A 17,992-nucleotide genomic window follows, 5' to 3' on the forward strand; every position below is an offset into this window, starting at 1 on the left:
CCGCTTACTCCCTAGATGTCATCATCAATGCCGAAAAAAGTGCTGATATAAATCAATCCATTTTTCTTCAACTCACTAAGTTCCCTGAAGAAACCTTTGTTGAAAATCCAAAAGTCATTAGCGATAAGATTTTAGATACTGTGTTGGCCGACTACCCAAATATTATTATTGGCGACAAAACCCTATTAATAACCGACATCTCTGCCGAAGCCAATAAACAAGCTAGAACTTATGCCGAGAAACTCCACCCTACACTCGACAAGAAACAACTCACTAAAGACGCCGAAGAAACTTTCCCAATATACAAAGAGAGCGACTACGTTGAATTCGTCTACGATCCATTTCGGAAAATAGCTGTAAAAGGTAAAATTAAACGTATAAGCAATGAATTTTTATTTGTAGGCTTCAGCGGGCAATATGCCATTAAAAATATTCTAGATCCTGCACTCAGAGACAGCTTTTTCCCGGACAAAGTCGCAAAGAACCGCCAAAAGTACATCGATACAATGTTTGCTAAGCAACGCTACCAATTTAATGTCACTCTCAACAAAAATGTCCAAACCATTGCTAATAAACTCATTGCTCAAAATGAAAAAAATGGCTTTGTTTACATCAACAACAAATGGTCCTTAATTAATGATTTAATCAACAAGCGCGTAAATGACAAAGCCACCATCATTAGTAAAAAACTTGCCGCTCAGCAAGAAAAAACAGCCGCTGCAGAAGCTGCACGACAGGCTGAAGAGAATCGCATTAAAAACGCAAAACTTCTTGAAGCCCAAAAACTTGAAAACGCTCGTATCGCCAAGGAAAAAGAAGAAGCTGAAAATGCCAAGCGCATTGCAGAACTCCAGGGCGATCAACTTAGCGAAGAAGATAAACTTAAAGAGCAACAAGAAATGCTCAATCAACTCGAAGAAGAGGAAGCACAAGCCGCAAAAGTTGCTGCCGCTGCCCGCGCTGCAAAAGCCGCTAAAAAACGTGCTGCTGGTGCTAACACTGATGAAGAAGACGGTCCTATGGCGGGCTTCCAAATCATCGCTATTGCTGCAATTGTCCTTATCGGCTTAGCTGTCGTCGCTTTTGTTGTATTTAAAGATAAAATCAATTCTAAGCTCAAACGCAACAAAATCACCCTCGACCAGATTACAGGCGAACCTGCTCCTGCACCTTCGACAAAAATGCCCGAGGATAACGTTGGCCCAAGCCCCAATGAACCAAGTCTAGGCGAACAAGCAGAAGCTAGTCGCGATGCAGGTGACGGCTCGAAAATCCAAAAGAAAACAATCAGCTTCTCAAAAGGCAAACCTGGCAACTCATCAAACTTCTTCAGCCCACAAGAAATCGAGCAATCAGAAGAGACTTCTACTGACACGGCTTCAGTTGGAAGAAGCCAGGCCATAGCTGTAAATAATGCACGTCCTGGTAATTCATCGAAGTCCCCCCTCACTCCTCCTGGTGGCGGACTTACCCCTCCTGGTGGCGGACTCACTCCTCCTGGCGGCGGCTTAGCTCCTCCTGCTCAAGATGATGCCGAGGACGCCAGCTCCAATTTGATCACAGATCCAAGCCTCAAGCCCAAACCAAAGCTTCAATTAAAAAAATAATAAAACTCTGACATAAATTTTCTTGATTTTTATGCGCTCCTATTAGTAAGGTGAGCGCATTGCTTTATGTTGCACCTGCGACTTTACAAACATAAAGCAATCAGGAGAAAAACTGTGCTTATTCACGAATACCAAGCAAGGGACTTATTCAGAGAATATGGTATCCCTGTTACAGAAGGAAAAGTCTTCGAGTCATTAGAAGGCGTTGAAGAATACGCAACTGAATTAGGTCAGTGCGTCGTTAAAGCTCAGGTTCACGCGGGTGGCCGCGGCAAAGGTGGAGGCGTTAAATTTGCCCCCACAGTTGAGAAAGCCATTGAGCATGCTACCAACATCTTAGGTATGCAACTCATTACTCACCAAACAACTGCAGAAGGTTGCAAAGTTAACAAAATCTTACTTTGCCCAGGTCTCGACATTGCTAAAGAGTACTATTTAGCACTTACTATTGATCGTGCTACTCAATGCCCGTTTATTATCGCCTCAACTGAAGGCGGTATGGATATTGAGGAAGTTGCTGAAAGCACACCTGAAAAAATCACTAAAATTAAAGTAGATCCTTCCGCCGGTTGCTGGGCATACCACGGCCGTAAAGTTGCTGACGCTCTTGGTTTCGAAGGCAAGCAAGCTCGCATTGTTGCAGCGGTTGCCCAAAACCTCTATAAAATGTTCATGGAAAAAGACTGTTCAATCGTAGAGATCAACCCTCTCGTTGTTACTGAAGATAACGAAATCTACGCGATCGACGGTAAAGTCAACTTTGACTCAAATGCTCTCTACCGCCAAAAAGATATCGTTGAACTCCGTGACCCACTCGAAGAAGAGCCTCTTGAAGTCGAAGCTTCTGAGCACGACCTCGCTTACATTAAGCTTGACGGTAACGTAGCTTGTATGGTAAATGGTGCTGGTCTTGCGATGGCAACAATGGATATGATCCAAATCTCTGGTGGTTCACCTGCCAACTTCCTTGACGTCGGTGGTACAGCTACTCCAGCACGTGTTGAACAAGCTTTCCGTATCTTACTTAAAGATCCCAATGTTGAAGGTATTCTCATCAACGTATTCGGTGGTATTGTTCGTTGCGACCTCGTTGCTGAAGGTGTAATCGAAGCTGTCAAAAACATCGGTAACATCGAACAACCAATCGTCATTCGTCTCAGTGGTACAAACTCCACTGAAGGTAAAAAGCTTCTTGCTGAGTCAGATTTGACTTTCGAGACGGCTGATTCACTCAACGAAGCTGCTGCAAAAATTGTTGCTGCAGTAAAAAAATAATCGCGGAATTTATATAATGGCTATTTTAGTTACAGAAAAAACTCGCGTTGTAGTTCAAGGTATCACTGGTTCACAAGGCGCTTTCCACACTGGTCTCATGAAAGAATACATGGACAACTTCGTTGTCGCTGGTGTAACACCTGGTAAAGGTGGTCAAGACCTCGAAGGAACTCCCGTTTACAACAGCGTAGCAGAAGCAGTAAAAGAACAGCAAGTTAATACTTCAGTTATCTTTGTACCTCCTCCCTTCGCAGCTGATGCAATCCTCGAAGCAGTTGATGCTGAGCTCGACCTCGTAATTTGCATTACTGAAGGCATCCCAGTTCTCGACATGATGAAAGTTAAGCACGCGATGAAAGACAGTAAAACTCGTCTCATCGGCCCTAACTGCCCAGGCGTTATCACTCCTGGTATTGGTAAAATCGGTATCATGCCAGCTGACATTCATATGCCAGGTAAAATTGGTATCATTTCACGTTCTGGCACACTCACTTACGAAGCAGTTGATCAAATCACAAAAGCTGGTCTTGGCGAAAGTACATGTGTTGGTATCGGTGGCGACCCCATCAATGGCACACAGCACATTGACGTTGTAAAACTCTTTGCTGAAGATCCTCAGACTGAAGGCATCGTTCTCATCGGTGAGATCGGTGGTGACGCTGAAGAGCAAGCAGCTCTCTGGATCAAAGAAAACTATGACAAGCCTGTCGTTGGTTTTATCGCTGGCCTTACGGCGCCTCCCGGTAAACGCATGGGCCACGCTGGCGCTATCGTTGGTGGCGGCGACCGTACTGGTGCAGAAAAAGTTCAGTACCTCAAGGACTGTGGCATCAAAATGGTTCAATCACCATCTGATATCGGCGAAGCTATGAAGTCTTTCTTCAGCTAAGCTTTTTCAGCTCTATAAAAAGCTCGTACTTTCACAAGTACGAGCTTTTTTATTTGAATTTTTCACTTCATTCGCTAAGCTTCAAAAAACGTAGGATTAATCAATTATGGGCACATGGAATTGTCAACGCTGCGGAAATTGTTGTCGCTGGCCGGGCATTGTAAAAGTTAACGATACTGAAATTGCCAACATCGCAAAATACCTAGAAATGAATGAAGATGATTTTTTGGATCAATACACCGAACTTCGTCCAGACCGCAAAGGTCTAACTCTCATCTCAAAAGAAGATGATTCCTGTATATTTTTAGAGGGAAAAAACCACTGTACAATCCAGCCCGTTAAGCCACAGCAGTGTTCAGATTTTTTAGTGAAGTGGTTCCCTAAGCCCGAAGATAATTGCGATGCAATTTATACTGAGGACGAAAATTCGTCCTAAAGCAATTTCCCCGAGAAATATGATTTAGAAAATTTTTCATAGTATTTATCCACCCAATCAAGAAAAGCCGCCTCACCTAAATCAACTCCAGCCTTTTCAGACTCGAGCCACTTATGCTTTTGCATCTCTTCTACTTGGCTATGGATAAAATCTTTTACCACTGAATGCTTTCTTACTTTTGTACTCATGTTAAGCCCGCTAACTTATTAACATTTACACTTTAAAAATAAATCATACCTTCGATCAATCAAGCTCTTACAAACGTATGATTACCAATTATTTAACAAAACACCATAGAAGTCAATAGTTTTTTCATAATAATAATGAAGACTTTGCTTAAAAAGCCCTCTTATTTTACTTATTAAAACTGAAAAATGGTATTAGATTAGCGCGCGAATTTCTATAATCATAGCCCAAAGAAGGATTTAAACATGAACCCTCTCGCTGAAAAACTCAATGAGCAGATCTCTGTATCTAACCCCCACGTACTCGAAATGCTCTCCGACTACGGAAAGCGTATTTTTTTCCCCTCTGCAGGTATTTTAGCACAAAGTGCTGAAGCCAAAGCTGAAGCCCACCTATACAACGCGACTATTGGTATTGCTACCGAAGGTGGCAAAGCCATGGGCCTCGAATCTATCACTGAGCAAGTCAATGATCTCGAAAATGCGGAATACCTCCCCTACGCACCTTCACCCGGTCTTCCAGCCTTGCGTACAAAATGGCAAGAACTTCAACTTGAGAAGAATCCTTCTATGACTGGCAAGGATGCATCTTCACCAGTTGTAACAAATGCTCTCACGCACGGCATCTCACTTACGGGATCACTCTTCATGAATCCTGGTGAAACACTCGTTCTCTCAGATCACTTCTGGGGTAACTACAACCTCTTCTTTAACGCTACTCTTGGCGTCAATATGGAATTCTTCACACTCTTCAATGAAGATGGAACTTTCAATAGCTCAAGCTATAAAGAAACTCTTCTCAAAGCCGCTGAAGGTAAAGATCAAATCACGACTATTCTTAACTTCCCTAACAATCCTACTGGCTATTCAGTGCTCAAACAGGATGTTGATGGTATTCTCGATGCGGTAAAAGCAGTTGCAGACACAGGTACTAACGTGGTTGTTATTTGTGATGATGCTTATTTTGGTCTTTTCTTCGAAGAAGATGTACTTAAAGAATCTCTCTTCGCTTACTTCGCTGATCTTCACGAACGTGTACTCGCTGTAAAAGTTGATGGTGCAACTAAAGAAGATTATGTTTGGGGCCTCCGCTGTGGTTTCATCACATACGCTGCTAAGGGTTTAGCTAATGAAGGCCTAAAAGCTCTCGAGCAAAAAACTGGTGGCGCTATCCGTGCAACCGTTTCTAATATCTCTCACCTTTCACAACGCATTGTTCTCAAAGCTTTCAGTAACGGCGACTACGCTTCACAAAAGCAAGAGAAATTCGACATCATGAAAGGTCGTTATGAAAAAGTGAAAGAAGTTCTTGCTGATAGCCGTTTCGCTGAGTACTTCAGCCCTTACCCTTATAACTCTGGCTACTTCATGACTATGAAGCTTGAGCATGGACTCGACGCTAATGAGTACCGTCAATACCTCCTTAAGAACAAAGGTATTGGTACAATCTCCATCGGTGCTTCTAACATTCGTGTCGCGTTCTCATGCACTGAAGAATCACACCTAGCTGACCTCTTCGACAAAATGTACGAAGCTGCTAGCGAAATGGTGGCTGCTAAATAAATGAAAGACTTCCTCTACAGGGGAATCATCGAAGGCTTGAACGCACGCTTTAGTGCCGTTCATGCCACTTCGGCTGTACAAGATGGACTCATACGCCATAACTGTGACCCCGTTTCAGGCCTACTCCTCTGCCGTGCATTGGGAACAGGCTTACTCGTTTCTCCTCTACTCCAAGATGACCACCGTTTCACCATTACTTGGCAATACGGCGGACCGATGGGCCGAGTGATCATAGATGTCGGTGCTGAGTCTGATATTCGCGGGCTCATCAACGATGTAAACTTAGCACAGCACACTCCCAGTGTGGCCCAAGCCTATGGAGAACAAGGACAAATTTCTGTCGTTCGTTCGACTCCAAACTTTATCGTTAGCTCATCAGTAACAGATGCGCAACTCCTTGAACTCAGTGATGATCTGGGCTTCTTTTTCTCCACTTCTGAACAAGTAGAAACTGAACTCGTTGTTGCGACAAGTTTCCGCCCGGATCCTGAAAACCCAGTTAGCCTCTGCCAAGGTTTTTTACTACAAGCTCTCCCTGGCTGTGACCTCGAAAAACTTGACCGTGCCCGCCAACGCATGAAGAGCGAAGAGTTTCGAACACTTCTCGATCAAGCTCCTGAAGTTGATAACTATGTCGAGAAACTCATTCAAATGCTTTTTGATGAGGATGAGAGTAACCATGAATACTCTCTTCACGCCTGCCCTGACCCTAAGTTCAGCTGCAGTTGCTCTAAAGAAAAAACTTTATCGGCGGTAAATGCCCTCACAATTGACGATCTCCAAGATTATCTCGATAAAAATGAGGACATCAAAGTCGACTGTCACTTCTGTTCCACAAGGTACATATTCGGCAAAGAAGAAATAGAAGAAGTTTTGCGCTTTAAGCAAAAGTAATCTTACAGGGCTGTTATTCAGCCCTTTTTTGGCACTCTTCACTTCTACCATTGTACTAAAACGACATTATTTTGTACTAACTAAGCTCAAAAATGGATTATTTCTTTTTCCCCTGTTTAATTTTTCCAATTCCTCAACGTAGTAGATATAACTCTCAACGAAATTCTGAAGGCTTTGGATTATGATTAAACACTTTTATCGACTCGCTCTTTTTGCCCTAGCACCTAGCATGGCTTTTTCCCAAGAAACTAAAATGCAGGAATTCACTGGCAAAATAGCCGACTCACAATTTTCGAAAAGTGGCAAGATAGCCACACATCCACTCGTAGAATTCATGACTTCATTTGGTATCGGAGCAAAAGGGGAGCTATACATCGTCGAATCTCCTCGCCAAAAACATGGACAAATATTGGATATCCGCGGTGCTCGACAATTCACCCAACAGGATTTCAAAAATCAATCAGTCGATGAACGTGTACAAATGATGGAGTCTGATCCTAAAACAGGGAAAAGTTACTTTACTCGAAATAGTGAGCGGATCGCCAAATTAATCGATACAAATGGTGATGGGGTCTACGACAAACGCACGGAGTTTGCCGATGGCATGATGGGCAACACCGCAGATGGCGTTGCTTTCAGTGCGATTGAACACGATGGCTCGGTATACCTCACCTGCATTCCCAACCTTTGGAAATTCACTGATACCACTGGCGACGGCATAGCAGATAAATCAGAAATTCTACTCACAGGTTTCGGTGTCAAACTGAGTATGTTTGGCCACGATATGCACGGAATTATCATGGGTCCAGATGGCAGGCTCTATTGGTCCATCGGTGACCGTGGCTACAATGTTACAAGTAAAGAGGGGAAAAATTTTAGCGAACCAAGCCGCGGCGCTATTTTTCGCTGCGAACTCGATGGTAGTAATTTTGAAGTTTTTCATCATGGTTTACGGAATCCTCAAGAAATAGCTTTTGATAAGCATGGAAATATTTTCACTTTCGATAACACGGGTGATATTGGAGACCGAGCCAGAGCCGTTTATGCCGTAGAAAGTGGTGATTCAGGCTGGTATATGGAACACCAAGGCTTACATCAATACCGCGCGAGCCTTGATCACGCTGAATTTGATGGAAAATCTCCATGGATCGAAGATGAAATGTTCAAACCTTCATCCTCCAAGCAAGGCAAATGGCATCTCCCACCTCTCAGCAACTTTCACAGTGGCCCTTCAGGCATCACTCACCTCACAGGGGAAGCTATCCCCGAGGAGTGGCGAAACAGTTTCCTCGTATCAAATTTTCGCGCGAGTACCGCGCGCTCGAATATCCTTCGTTTTAAATTCGAAGAAAGTGGTGCTGGTTTTAAGACCATTCACGATCAGCCCGTCGTTTCTCAACTCGTAGCCTCCGATGTCAACTTTGGCTATGATGGCAAAATCTACATCGCTGATTTCGGTGGTGGTTGGTCAGTTAATGATCGAGGCAGCATTCAGTTCATCGAATACCCTCAAGGCACATCCAAAGCCTCGGTGCAAGAGACTCAAAAACTTTTTGCCAATGGCTTTGATAAAGTGGCTATGCCTGAAAAACTTTTATCTCATCCAGATATGCGAGTCCGCCAGTACGCTCAATTTGAGTTAGTGAAACGAGGAAAGATCGATCTTCTTAAACAAGCTCTCAAAAATGGAACCACTACCCTTGAACGTCTCCATGGCTTATGGGGGTTTGCCCAAATACAGCGTTCAAATAAAATCCAGACAAATGATTTTATTGCGAGCTTCGCAAAAGATTCTGATGCGATTATTCGCCAAAATGTTTGTCGGAGCCTTGGCGACTTCACCTCTTCTGAAGCTCATGAAAAAATCCTTATTTCGGCCCTATCCGATTCTTCGCCCCGCGTCCAACTCAAAGCCGCTATTGCCTTAGGTAAAGTAGCCAAAAGTCCCGAGGCAAAAACGGCTCTTTGGAGTCTCATACAAAAAAATAATGGCACTGAACACATCCTTCGTCATGTGGCCGTTCGCGCCCTCGCTCGACTGAACGATAGTGCAGGCGCCAAAGCTCAAATCAACTCAACATCGATAGAGTTGCGTTTAGCTGCAGTTCTTATTTTAAGGGAATTAAAAGACCCCGCTCTCAGTAGTTTTGTGAAAGATAAAGATTCGGGAGTTAAAGCTGAAGCCATTCGAGCCATTTACGACAAACACATTCTCGAAGCCATGCCTGCCCTTGCTTCGGAGAGTGCCAATATTAGTCAATACCCTATTGCCATCCAGCGTCGTATACTTTTTGCCAATCTTTGGCTTGGCTTGGAAGATAACGCTCTCAACTTAATCAAAATTGCTGACACATCCCAACTAGATAAGAAACTAAAAGAACATGCTGTAAAAGCACTCTTGCGTTGGAATAAAGCGCCTGAAAATGATCCTGTCTTTTCAATCTATCGTCCTACAAAGGCACGCTCTAGTGAATTGGGCGCCGATGCGAAAAATGCTCTCAGCTCTTTACTTCAAAATGCTGAAGGCAACACCTTAACTCTCGCGCTTGAACTGGCTCAAAAAATCAAATTAAAACTTCCAGCCGACACCCTCATAGCACAAATCAACAACAAAAAAGCTCCATCTGACATTCGCATCTCTGCTATCAACACCCTCGTCAACCAGGATGTGGCTTACGAAAATAACTTAGCTGAATTCTATTCAAAAGTAAAAGACCCAGAAGTTAAAGCTCGCTTATTGGAACTTAAATTAAAGCACTCAAAAGATAAAGCTTCTCTTATTGCGGACGCCGAAAAGAGTAAAAGCACCCCGCTTCTACGTGCTCTTTTTGCGGAACTCGCAAAAGACTCTGCTTTTCACGACAAACTCTATACCTTATGGACGCAACGAGAATCTTTGTCTCCTGAAGTCCAACTGGATCTATTCCAGTCAATCAAATCGATCAATAGTCCCCAATCTATTAAAACACTCGGAGATTACCTCACGACTCCTGATAAAGCCTATGACTTCACCTTGCATGGTGGAGATGAGACTAAAGGAAAGATCATTTTTGAAGGCCAAGGTGCCTGCCTTCAATGCCATAAAGTTAATCGAAAAGGCGGCATGCAAGGACCTGTACTTGATGGCATTGCCTCACACCTGAATCCACAGGAACTCATGGAGTCCTTAATCTACCCCAACAAATTGATTGCCGAAGGCTTTGGCACTTTTATTGTCACGGATAAAAAAGGCAACATGACTTCAGGTGTCCTGAAAAAAGAGCATAAGAAATTTTATGAAATCAAGACCGCCATAAAAACTGTCAAAATTCAAAAAGATAATGTGGCTTCAAAACAAGGGCCGAGCTCAGGTATGCCTCCTATTGCTCGAGCGCTAAAACACAAGGAAGTTCGCGACCTTGTGGCTTATTTAGAAAGTCTTAAAGACAAGAAAAAGAAGAAAAAGTCGGCTCACTAAATCACAGGAATACATACTAACTCTATTAGGAATATGACAAATTCAAATGGATGTATTGATAAAATCAATGGGAAACATTTATTTTATTTTTCGAACTAATAGTGATTAGCCACAACCTTAGGGCAACCCCCCTAATTTTTTGGAGCTCTTTATGTATCAGTATAGTATCGACAATTTTCACTTTTCTTTTGAACCTTGCAAAGCTCTCTCCGAATACTTTCCACAACAGCCAAAGTATGCTTGGCATTGTCGCCTCAATACTCAGAGCTTAAACAATCCAAAGTTGAGTAAAGTCATGGATATATGGATTGCCGGCAGCGCAAAAGCTCCGAACCAAGAACTTTTACTTAAGGCTTTAGAAATCAAAAATCAAATCAAAGATTATATCGAAGAGAGCTGTATATTTGATATTCAATGGATCAACAATATTAAGCTTTATAGCTTTTACGCAGGGATTGAAGAGATCCATGATTTTCGCCAAGATCACGAGTGGTTAAGTGGAATCTATCTCTTGGATGAAAATGATCCAGATCGCTGCGTACTCACCGAAACTTATGCTTTTTGCAATTATTCTACATTATTTGTTCAGGGTAAAGCCTGTGATAAAATTTTAGCTTAAAACAAGTCTTTTTACCGTATTTTAAGCTCAGGTTTTAACTTTCCTCTTGCATAGTTTTCCTTTGTTCATCACATTGACCTAAAGTTAATTAATCGGATTAAAAGTATGAAAAAGATTCTCTTATTTATTTTTCTACTTTTCTCCATCAATATTAAAGCCGATTACCCTCCCGCAGTGCATTATGCCTTTGGTAATTACCTTGGCAGTGGTGTATACGAAGTCTCAGGCGAACAAGCCTTCTTGATGCGGATCCCTTTTGCTTACAAATTCCAAGAAGATGGTGAAGGCTTGCGCTTACGACTCCCTGTTAATGTTGGAATTTATAACTGGAGCATCACGGATACTGAAGCTCCTGATTCAATCAATGTAGGGAGTTTTATACCTGGTATTGAATACCGTCACCGAGTCAACGAACGCTTTAGCGTCGAACCTTTCTTCGATTTAGGTTATGCACATGATTTTGATAATAGTGAAAACACTCTCGTAACAGCAGTTGGTTCCGCTTTCAAATTCCAATTTGGCGATGAACTCCAACACTGGTGGGTCAACCGCATCACCTACGCCAAAGCACGCTCAGAAGATGACAATGCTGAATCAACTTTAACTTTTTGGCAAACTGGTATCGACCTCGAAACACCCCTTGAAGGGAGTTTTTTTGACTACGACTTTAACTTAGCAACTTACGCCATGACACGTGTTTATTTTGATAATTTTTCTCTTGAAGCCGACGATCCAGAAAAGGATGTAGACGTTCGCCAAACCTACGAAGGCGGATTTTCTTTTAAGCTCAAAGAAAAGTGGAAATTCAAATTCTTAGAGATTGGCCGCGTCGGTTTTGGCTATCAATTTGGCGATGGTTTCGACCTATACAAAGTCTTCGTCAACCTTGCCATTTAATCCAAAGAAATAATGTTGACTGGGCAGCCTCGAACGGCTTCTTCCAATTCTGGCCGATCCATCTCAAAAGCTTCCACAACTTGAAAAACTCCCTCAGAACGGAAATCATGCAATTGAGCTAAGCCCTCATCATCCATATAAAAATAACTTGGTGCCGTCTCCGCACAGAGACAGCAACCAATACATTCTGGACGCTTATGCTTAAGCTTAGGCATCTATTTTTTCCAGCTTATAGAGCTTATCACCCGGTCGAATTTTTTCGGCGTGTGGGAATGTAAACAAATCGCCTTTGGCAATACTCTCGGTTGCCAGCATTTCACCATTTTGCGAAGAACGCATTTCAGTTACAGTTCCTTGAACTGCACCCGTTGTTTTCCCCACAATCACATACTCATCTTCAAGTTTTAAGGTACCTGCGCAACTCTCCACTTCAGCTATGCCTGCCTTTGAGAAATAGTGTTTAATTGGGCCTACATAAATTTTACGGTACGGCGATTTGTTGCCATCCGCTTCAGCCCAACCTTGTTCACGCCCAAGGTAATATCCCGAAGAAAAGCCTCGATTATACACTTTTTCGAGCTCTGGCATTAAAGCTTTCACAAAGTCCGGACCGTAAACCCCGTCTTGTACTGCATCAATTGCCGCACGATACGCTTTGATCACTGTTGCTACGTACTCAGGTGAACGGCCACGCCCTTCAATTTTAAAGACGCGAACACCACTTTCTAGTAGTTGGTCAACAAAATCAATCGTATTAATATCGTTGGGAGACATAATGAAGTTGTTGTCAACTTTGAGCTGCTTACCCTCTGTATCAGTGACTATGTATTCTTTGCGGCAATTCTGCTCACAGGCCCCACGATTTGCCGAAGCATTCGAGGTATAGAGAGACATGCCACAACGCCCTGAAACGGCAATACAAAGTGCGCCATGCGCAAAGGCCTCAATCTCCATTTCCTTACCATTGCGACCGCTTAAGCCCTGATCTTGAATTTTTTGATAAATGCTAGAAATCATCGTTAAATTCAATTCACGAGCCAAAACAACGCGATCGCAATAAGGCGCGTAAAACTTGAGTGATTCGTAATTGGAAATCGAAAGCTGAGTTGATAAGTGAACCTCGATATCGAGTTCATTGGCCATTTGTACTGCAGCCATATCTGAAAGAATCACACCACTCACTCCTTCTTCTTTGGCTGTCTCTAGCATCTTGCGGCAAAGTTTGAGGTCATGCTCATAAAGCAAGGTATTCAGTGTTAAATAAGACTTCACGCCTCCTTCACGGCAAATACGGATAATCTCGGGTAAATCTTCTGTATGAAAAGAACGGCGGGCACGCGCTCGCATATTCAGTTGTGCTAAACCAAAATATACGGCATTCGCTCCATTTTGGACCGCGGCATTCAATGATGCATAACAACCTGCGGGAGCTAAAAGTTCTACGTTTTCGAATTTCATTTAAGACTTCTTTTGCGCTTGGCGCAATTTCTGTTCTCTATCATGCTTTTTCTTGTCAATCTTCGCTTGTTGACGTGCCTGTGCTGAACGAATCGCATCGGAACCAATATGGTTTTCACCACGCTTCTCGGCGAGCTCCATTTGGTGCTGACGTTCGCGGAAACGCGCTTTCTCGGCATCAGATGTTTTCCCGTGACAATGAGGGCAACTTACACCAAGCTCAAAAAGCTCGTGTTGTTGATCTTCTTGAGTGATCGGAAAACGGCAAGCGTGGCACATATCATACTGACCTTTCTCAAGATCGTGATTGACCGCAACACGATCATCGAACACAAAGCATTCGCCTTGCCACATTGTCTCTTCTTTAGGGACTTCTTCAAGGTACTTTAGGATACCACCCTGCAAGTGATAAACTTCGTCAAAACCCTGTTCTTTTAAATACGCCGTAGACTTTTCACAGCGTATGCCACCTGTACAAAACATGGCTACTTTTTTATTTTTTTCAGGATCTAAATTTTCTTTGACGTATTGCGGGAACTCACGAAAACTTTCCGTATTGGGATTCACTGCATTTTGAAAGGTTCCAATGCCAATCTCATAATCATTTCGCGTATCAATTAAAACAACTTGGGGATCAGAAATTAAATCATTCCACTCGCTTGGCTTAACATATGTCCCCACTGATTGCAAAGGATCTATCCCCTGAACGCCCATGGTGACAATTTCTTTTTTGAGTTTCACTTTCGTACGCTTAAACGGCGCCTTCTCGGTAAATGAATTTTTATATTCAATAGGCTTCAGGGCACAGTCAATTTCGAGATAATTCAGAACCGCTTCAATACCTTTTGCGGAACCCGCAATCGTTCCATTGATGCCTTCATCGGCGAGAAGCAGTGTTCCACGCACTTCATTGGACTCCATGACTTGATGGAGTGGCTCACGCATCTCTTGGTAATTTTCTAGACGCACGAACTTATATAATGCACATACAGTATACATAAATTTTCCTTGTGTTAGCCGAATCGTAAATCCGGGACAGTTGGTGATGTAAAGACCTCTTGGTCAAAAGGCTCGCACTATAAGTTAAAAAACAAAATTGACAAACTCAAGTCAATTACTCGCTAAAAGCGATGACTGCTTTTACAGCTTTTTGCCATAATTTATAATGCTCATTCATTTCGAGTGGGCAGGCATGAGGTGAATAAACTTGCTCTTCTCGTTCCTCTAAATCAAAGTGTTGATCTTCCAACATTTCCAAGGCTAAACGCGCCGCACCGAGCACCGAACTTTCTGCAAATTTTGGAAGCTCGAGGTTCATGCCGAGTAAATCCGCTTGAAACTGCATCAAAAACTCGCTAGCACACGCGCCACCATCAACTCGCATCTTCTGTATTTCTCGACCACAATCCTGGCGCATGACTTCTAATAAATCTCGACTTTGGTAGGCAATGGCTTCCAGTACACCTCGTGCAAAATGCCTTTTATCACTTGCTCTCGTTAAACCAAAGCATGCGCCCTTCACATGGGATTTCCAATAAGGTGTTCCCAAGCCACTAAAACTTGGGACAAAAATCACGCCATCATTATCCTTTAACTGCGAAGCAAGTTCTCCGCTCATGTTTGCTGTATCGATGAGTTCTAAATTATCGCGTAACCACTGAATTGCGGCTCCCGCAATAAATACCGAACCCTCTAAAGCATAGGTTGGCTGATTCATAGTTGAACATGCTAATGTCGTCAACAAACCTGAATTTGATTCCACTCGTTCGCGCCCCGTATTCATCAACATAAAACAGCCTGTTCCATAGGTGTTTTTAACCATACCAGGTTTATCACAGCCTTGACCATAAAGAGCTGCCTGCTGATCGCCTGCTACACCTAAAATAGGAATCGAGGCCCCCTCAAAAATATCGACACAAGCATGAGCAAAATGATCCTTTGAAGACAGTACCTTAGGCAACAAGAGTTTGGGGATGTTTAAGCGCTGTAATATCTCATCATCCCATTGCAGCTTTTGTATATCAAATGCCATCGTTCGCGAAGCATTTGTTAAATCCGTCACATGTGACTCCCTGCCTGACAATTTCCATATAAGCCAAGTGTCAATCGTACCAAAGCAAAGTTCACCTTGCGCTGCCCTTTCTTGAGCCTGGCAATGATCGAGTATCCAACGAATTTTGGGTGCCGAAAAATAACAATCAACTAGTAAACCTGTCTTGCTCTTCACATCTAAATCTTTGAGTTCATCACAAATTCTCTGTGTCTGCTTCGATTGCCAAGAAATGGCATTATGAATGGGTTTTGAGATCTGGCGATCCCAAACTACCGTTGTCTCACGTTGATTGGTAATTCCAATAGCACTGACATCTGCCGCAGAAATTTGCGCTCTTTGCAAACAAATTTTAATTGTTGTGCACACACTTTCATAAATGAGTTCTGCGTCTTGTTCAACCCAATCACTCTTTGGATAAATCAGCGGCACTTCTTGCTGAGCTTGAGCTAAACACTTTAAGTTTTCATCAAATAAAAAGGCACGAGAACTACTTGTTCCTTGATCAATCGCTAAAATATACTTTTTCACCGTTGGCTCGTATTTATCATAACTTAAACCATCAAAAATCAGAGTCCTATAATGATGAAACATTTTCTTCTAAAACTCTTCAATTACTCAATAAAAAAGCCTAGGTGAATCACATAGGCTTCTGAATTACAACTGTTTTAGATTATTAAATCTTTAACGCAAGTCTCAAGAAATAAGTTGTATCCAAGTGCTCACGACCATCAGCTGGTTCTGAGTTATAATCGTGATCAACTCCGAGTTTTAAGAATAAAGACCAATCTTCCTGAACAGTCAAAGGTACGGAAATCCCACTTGAATGCCTCAAGAGGTAATCTTCAAAATCTTCAACCGCTGGCACATAAGTCACATCAGTTTCCCAAGTCGCCCAATCACCCACAGCTTGCTTATAGTTGAAGCCCAAGTCAAGACTAACTGAATCTTTTGTTTCACCATCATCATATTCTTCTTTTAAGTAACCTAAACCAAGACGAGTACGTAAAGTTGTTTCATCATTTTTAAGCCAGTAATAACCATAACCAGCCGCAGCGCCAACGCGGTAATCAATACCCTCGATTTCATCATTTTCCCAGCCTCCTCTAACATACCAAGAATGATGCTTGGGATCACCAAACAAGCGCTCATAATCAGCTCCAAGCCTGTATTCTTTATCGGTTTTCACACCATCAGTTGAGCCTTCTTTAGATGTCCCAAAAAACTTAGCCTTTTGATCGCCATCATCATATTCCGCCGATAGACCTAAAGAATAAAGATCTTTATCGGTATTACCTTCTTGGCTACTAATATCTGCATAGGCTTTATAAGTCCAAGGATCAACTGGCTCAACATAATCCGGGTGATTTTTATCCACACCCCAAACACTGACTAAACCTTTTATGGGCATTTTTTCATCTTCATTACGGACGAGAGTCGTTTTCTCATCTTCGTAAGTCACTTTACCTACAAGCTTTTGCTCTTTTTCGAAAGCGACGTTTTGCTCAGTATCTGTATGGAATTTTTCCACATTGACCATCTCTACAGTGAGCTCACCAGCGTATTTAGTTTTAATAATAATTTTATCTTGATGAACTTGCTGAATATCGCCAACAATTTTCATTCCATCTTTAAGTAATACCTCATCGGCATTAACAGCGCCTGACATTAATAATGCCGCAACTGCAAACTTATTCATAAACTTCATTAACTATTCCTTTTGTTTTAAAGACCATACATAATAAAGAACAAAAACAATGATTTCAATATCTTTTAAATGACATTTTATAAAAAAGGCCTTTAAAACTTCTATTTTAATTATTACGCTAAATAAACATTTAAAATAAACTAGGATATCCTTATGCCCCAAGACAATTCTGACGCACAAAGCTTTGATGCGACTGCAACTTTTGAACAAGTTAAATTATTTATCATCGAAAATGCAGGTGAATTACTTATAAACATTGTTTTTGCAATTCTCATTTTTTACATAGGTAAAAAAGTAGCAAAAGGCCTTACTTCCTTATCTAAAAAAATGATGGCTAAAAGTAAAATAGATGAAGTCCTGTGCACTTTTTTAGGTACTTTAGTTAATATCTCACTCATGCTCATTGTTATTATGGCTGCGCTCAGCCAACTCGGGGTTAATATGATGGGGCTTGGTGCCATTTTAGCCGCTGCAGGTTTGGCGATTGGCCTCTCTCTTCAAGGAACCCTATCAAACTTTGCGGCTGGAGTAATGATTGTTCTCTTTAAACCTTTTAAAGTTGGTGATTTTGTTAATGTCGCTGGCGAAAGTGGCGTCATTGAGGAAGTTCATATTTTCAATACAATTCTTCGCTCTGGCGACAATGTACAGATCACTATTCCGAATAGCTCTATTGTAGGCGGTAATGTCACCAATTTCTCTGCAAAAGAAACGCGCCGTATCGACCTTGTCATTGGCTGTGGTTATGACGACAATTTAAAAGAAGTGAAAGAGCACCTCGAAACCCTCATTAACTCGAAAAAACTTATTCTCAAAGACCCTGAACCCGTTATTGCAGTTGCTGAACTAGGTGATTCATCTGTCAACTTTGTCGTTCGCCCTTGGGTTAAGAGCGAAGATTACTGGGCCGTTCGCTGGGAACTACTTGAAGAAATCAAAACGAGTTTTGATGAA

14 protein-coding genes and 2 pseudogenes are annotated in these 17,992 nt (G+C 42.2%); 10 read left to right on the forward strand and 6 right to left on the reverse strand.

The annotated features are described in order from the left end of the window. The 4 genes and pseudogenes from LNTAR_RS23660 to LNTAR_RS23675 form a co-directional block, all read left to right on the forward strand. Nucleotides 1-1,607, forward strand: a pseudogene (locus LNTAR_RS23660) (hypothetical protein); the annotation flags it as partial. Between the two features lie 66 nt (nt 1,608-1,673). Further along, nucleotides 1,674-2,882: an ADP-forming succinate--CoA ligase subunit beta gene (gene sucC, locus LNTAR_RS23665; RefSeq protein ID WP_083800136.1), complete on the forward strand. Its 1,209-nt coding sequence runs from the start codon at nt 1,674-1,676 to the stop codon at nt 2,880-2,882. A gap of 16 nt (nt 2,883-2,898) precedes the next feature. After that, the gene (gene sucD, locus LNTAR_RS23670) at nt 2,899-3,771 is read left to right on the forward strand and encodes a succinate--CoA ligase subunit alpha (RefSeq protein WP_007281308.1); all 873 of its coding nucleotides are present in this window, start codon (nt 2,899-2,901) and stop codon (nt 3,769-3,771) included. A gap of 106 nt (nt 3,772-3,877) precedes the next feature. Further along, nucleotides 3,878-4,207 carry a YkgJ family cysteine cluster protein gene (locus tag LNTAR_RS23675; RefSeq protein WP_007281309.1) on the forward strand — a complete coding sequence of 110 codons (330 nt, stop codon included), beginning with the start codon at nt 3,878-3,880 and terminating at the stop codon, nt 4,205-4,207. Here the strand turns inward: LNTAR_RS23675 and LNTAR_RS23680 are convergent. Next, nucleotides 4,204-4,395: a hypothetical protein gene (locus LNTAR_RS23680; protein WP_040915720.1), complete on the reverse strand. Its 192-nt coding sequence runs from the start codon at nt 4,393-4,395 to the stop codon at nt 4,204-4,206. The two genes, LNTAR_RS23675 and LNTAR_RS23680, sit on opposite strands and share 4 nt — an antisense overlap. A 243-nt stretch (nt 4,396-4,638) precedes the next feature. Here LNTAR_RS23680 and LNTAR_RS23685 point away from each other — a divergent pair, with 243 nt between their 5' ends. The 5 genes from LNTAR_RS23685 to LNTAR_RS23705 all read left to right on the forward strand — a co-directional run bounded on the left by LNTAR_RS23685 (nt 4,639) and on the right by LNTAR_RS23705 (nt 11,822). After that, nucleotides 4,639-5,955, forward strand: a complete 1,317-nt coding sequence (locus LNTAR_RS23685) for an aminotransferase class I/II-fold pyridoxal phosphate-dependent enzyme (protein WP_007281311.1) — start codon at nt 4,639-4,641, stop codon at nt 5,953-5,955. Further along, nucleotides 5,956-6,849: an Hsp33 family molecular chaperone HslO gene (locus LNTAR_RS23690; RefSeq protein WP_007281312.1), complete on the forward strand. Its 894-nt coding sequence runs from the start codon at nt 5,956-5,958 to the stop codon at nt 6,847-6,849. A gap of 181 nt (nt 6,850-7,030) precedes the next feature. Then, a complete protein-coding gene (locus tag LNTAR_RS23695; protein WP_007281313.1) occupies nt 7,031-10,306 on the forward strand; it encodes a PVC-type heme-binding CxxCH protein in 3,276 nt (1,091 codons plus the stop codon). Between the two features lie 151 nt (nt 10,307-10,457). Then, entirely contained in the window at nt 10,458-10,925 is a 468-nt protein-coding gene (locus tag LNTAR_RS23700) for a hypothetical protein (protein ID WP_007281314.1), read from the forward strand. Between the two features lie 105 nt (nt 10,926-11,030). Continuing rightward, nucleotides 11,031-11,822, forward strand: a complete 792-nt coding sequence (locus LNTAR_RS23705; protein ID WP_007281315.1) for a hypothetical protein — start codon at nt 11,031-11,033, stop codon at nt 11,820-11,822. On the opposite strand, the gene LNTAR_RS23710 is transcribed toward LNTAR_RS23705, so the two are convergent. From LNTAR_RS23710 to LNTAR_RS23730, 5 genes and pseudogenes are all read right to left on the reverse strand, one after another. Beyond that, nucleotides 11,819-12,037 (reverse strand): ferredoxin, encoded by a 219-nt coding sequence (locus tag LNTAR_RS23710; RefSeq protein WP_007281316.1) that lies wholly within the window; start codon nt 12,035-12,037, stop codon nt 11,819-11,821. The two genes, LNTAR_RS23705 and LNTAR_RS23710, sit on opposite strands and share 4 nt — an antisense overlap. Then, nucleotides 12,030-13,280 carry a peptidase U32 family protein gene (locus LNTAR_RS23715; protein WP_007281317.1) on the reverse strand — a complete coding sequence of 417 codons (1,251 nt, stop codon included), beginning with the start codon at nt 13,278-13,280 and terminating at the stop codon, nt 12,030-12,032. The genes LNTAR_RS23710 and LNTAR_RS23715 overlap by 8 nt, the downstream gene beginning before the upstream one ends. Before the next feature lie 92 nt (nt 13,281-13,372). After that, a pseudogene (gene trhO, locus LNTAR_RS23720) lies at nt 13,373-14,279 on the reverse strand (oxygen-dependent tRNA uridine(34) hydroxylase TrhO); the annotation flags it as partial. Between the two features lie 115 nt (nt 14,280-14,394). Continuing rightward, the gene (gene glpK / locus LNTAR_RS23725; RefSeq protein WP_007281319.1) at nt 14,395-15,924 is read right to left on the reverse strand and encodes a glycerol kinase GlpK; all 1,530 of its coding nucleotides are present in this window, start codon (nt 15,922-15,924) and stop codon (nt 14,395-14,397) included. A gap of 82 nt (nt 15,925-16,006) precedes the next feature. Then, nucleotides 16,007-17,038, reverse strand: coding sequence for a DUF481 domain-containing protein (locus LNTAR_RS23730; protein ID WP_007281320.1), 1,032 nt, complete (start codon nt 17,036-17,038; stop codon nt 16,007-16,009). Between the two features lie 153 nt (nt 17,039-17,191). On the opposite strand from LNTAR_RS23730, the gene LNTAR_RS23735 reads away from it, so the two are divergent. Continuing rightward, nucleotides 17,192-17,992, forward strand: an 801-nt coding sequence (locus LNTAR_RS23735) for a mechanosensitive ion channel family protein (protein WP_007281321.1), incomplete at its 3' end; no start/stop codon positions are given.

Source organism: Lentisphaera araneosa HTCC2155, assembly GCF_000170755.1.
GTDB classification, from domain to species: Bacteria; Verrucomicrobiota; Lentisphaeria; order Lentisphaerales; family Lentisphaeraceae; genus Lentisphaera; species Lentisphaera araneosa.

Bases quoted from the DNA above. Each gene is read 5' to 3' on its own strand.
- LNTAR_RS23675 (WP_007281309.1), top strand. From the start codon at position 3,878: ATGGGCACATGGAATTGTCAACGCTGCGGAAATTGTTGTCGCTGGCCG.
- LNTAR_RS23680 (WP_040915720.1), bottom strand. From the start codon at position 4,395: ATGAGTACAAAAGTAAGAAAGCATTCAGTGGTAAAAGATTTTATCCAT.
- LNTAR_RS23730 (WP_007281320.1), bottom strand. From the start codon at position 17,038: ATGAAGTTTATGAATAAGTTTGCAGTTGCGGCATTATTAATGTCAGGC.
- LNTAR_RS23715 (WP_007281317.1), bottom strand. From the start codon at position 13,280: ATGAAATTCGAAAACGTAGAACTTTTAGCTCCCGCAGGTTGTTATGCA.
- sucC (WP_083800136.1), top strand. From the start codon at position 1,674: ATGTTGCACCTGCGACTTTACAAACATAAAGCAATCAGGAGAAAAACT.
- LNTAR_RS23700 (WP_007281314.1), top strand. From the start codon at position 10,458: ATGTATCAGTATAGTATCGACAATTTTCACTTTTCTTTTGAACCTTGC.
- LNTAR_RS23710 (WP_007281316.1), bottom strand. From the start codon at position 12,037: ATGCCTAAGCTTAAGCATAAGCGTCCAGAATGTATTGGTTGCTGTCTC.
- LNTAR_RS23705 (WP_007281315.1), top strand. From the start codon at position 11,031: ATGAAAAAGATTCTCTTATTTATTTTTCTACTTTTCTCCATCAATATT.
- LNTAR_RS23695 (WP_007281313.1), top strand. From the start codon at position 7,031: ATGATTAAACACTTTTATCGACTCGCTCTTTTTGCCCTAGCACCTAGC.
- glpK (WP_007281319.1), bottom strand. From the start codon at position 15,924: ATGTTTCATCATTATAGGACTCTGATTTTTGATGGTTTAAGTTATGAT.
- LNTAR_RS23690 (WP_007281312.1), top strand. From the start codon at position 5,956: ATGAAAGACTTCCTCTACAGGGGAATCATCGAAGGCTTGAACGCACGC.
- sucD (WP_007281308.1), top strand. From the start codon at position 2,899: ATGGCTATTTTAGTTACAGAAAAAACTCGCGTTGTAGTTCAAGGTATC.
- LNTAR_RS23685 (WP_007281311.1), top strand. From the start codon at position 4,639: ATGAACCCTCTCGCTGAAAAACTCAATGAGCAGATCTCTGTATCTAAC.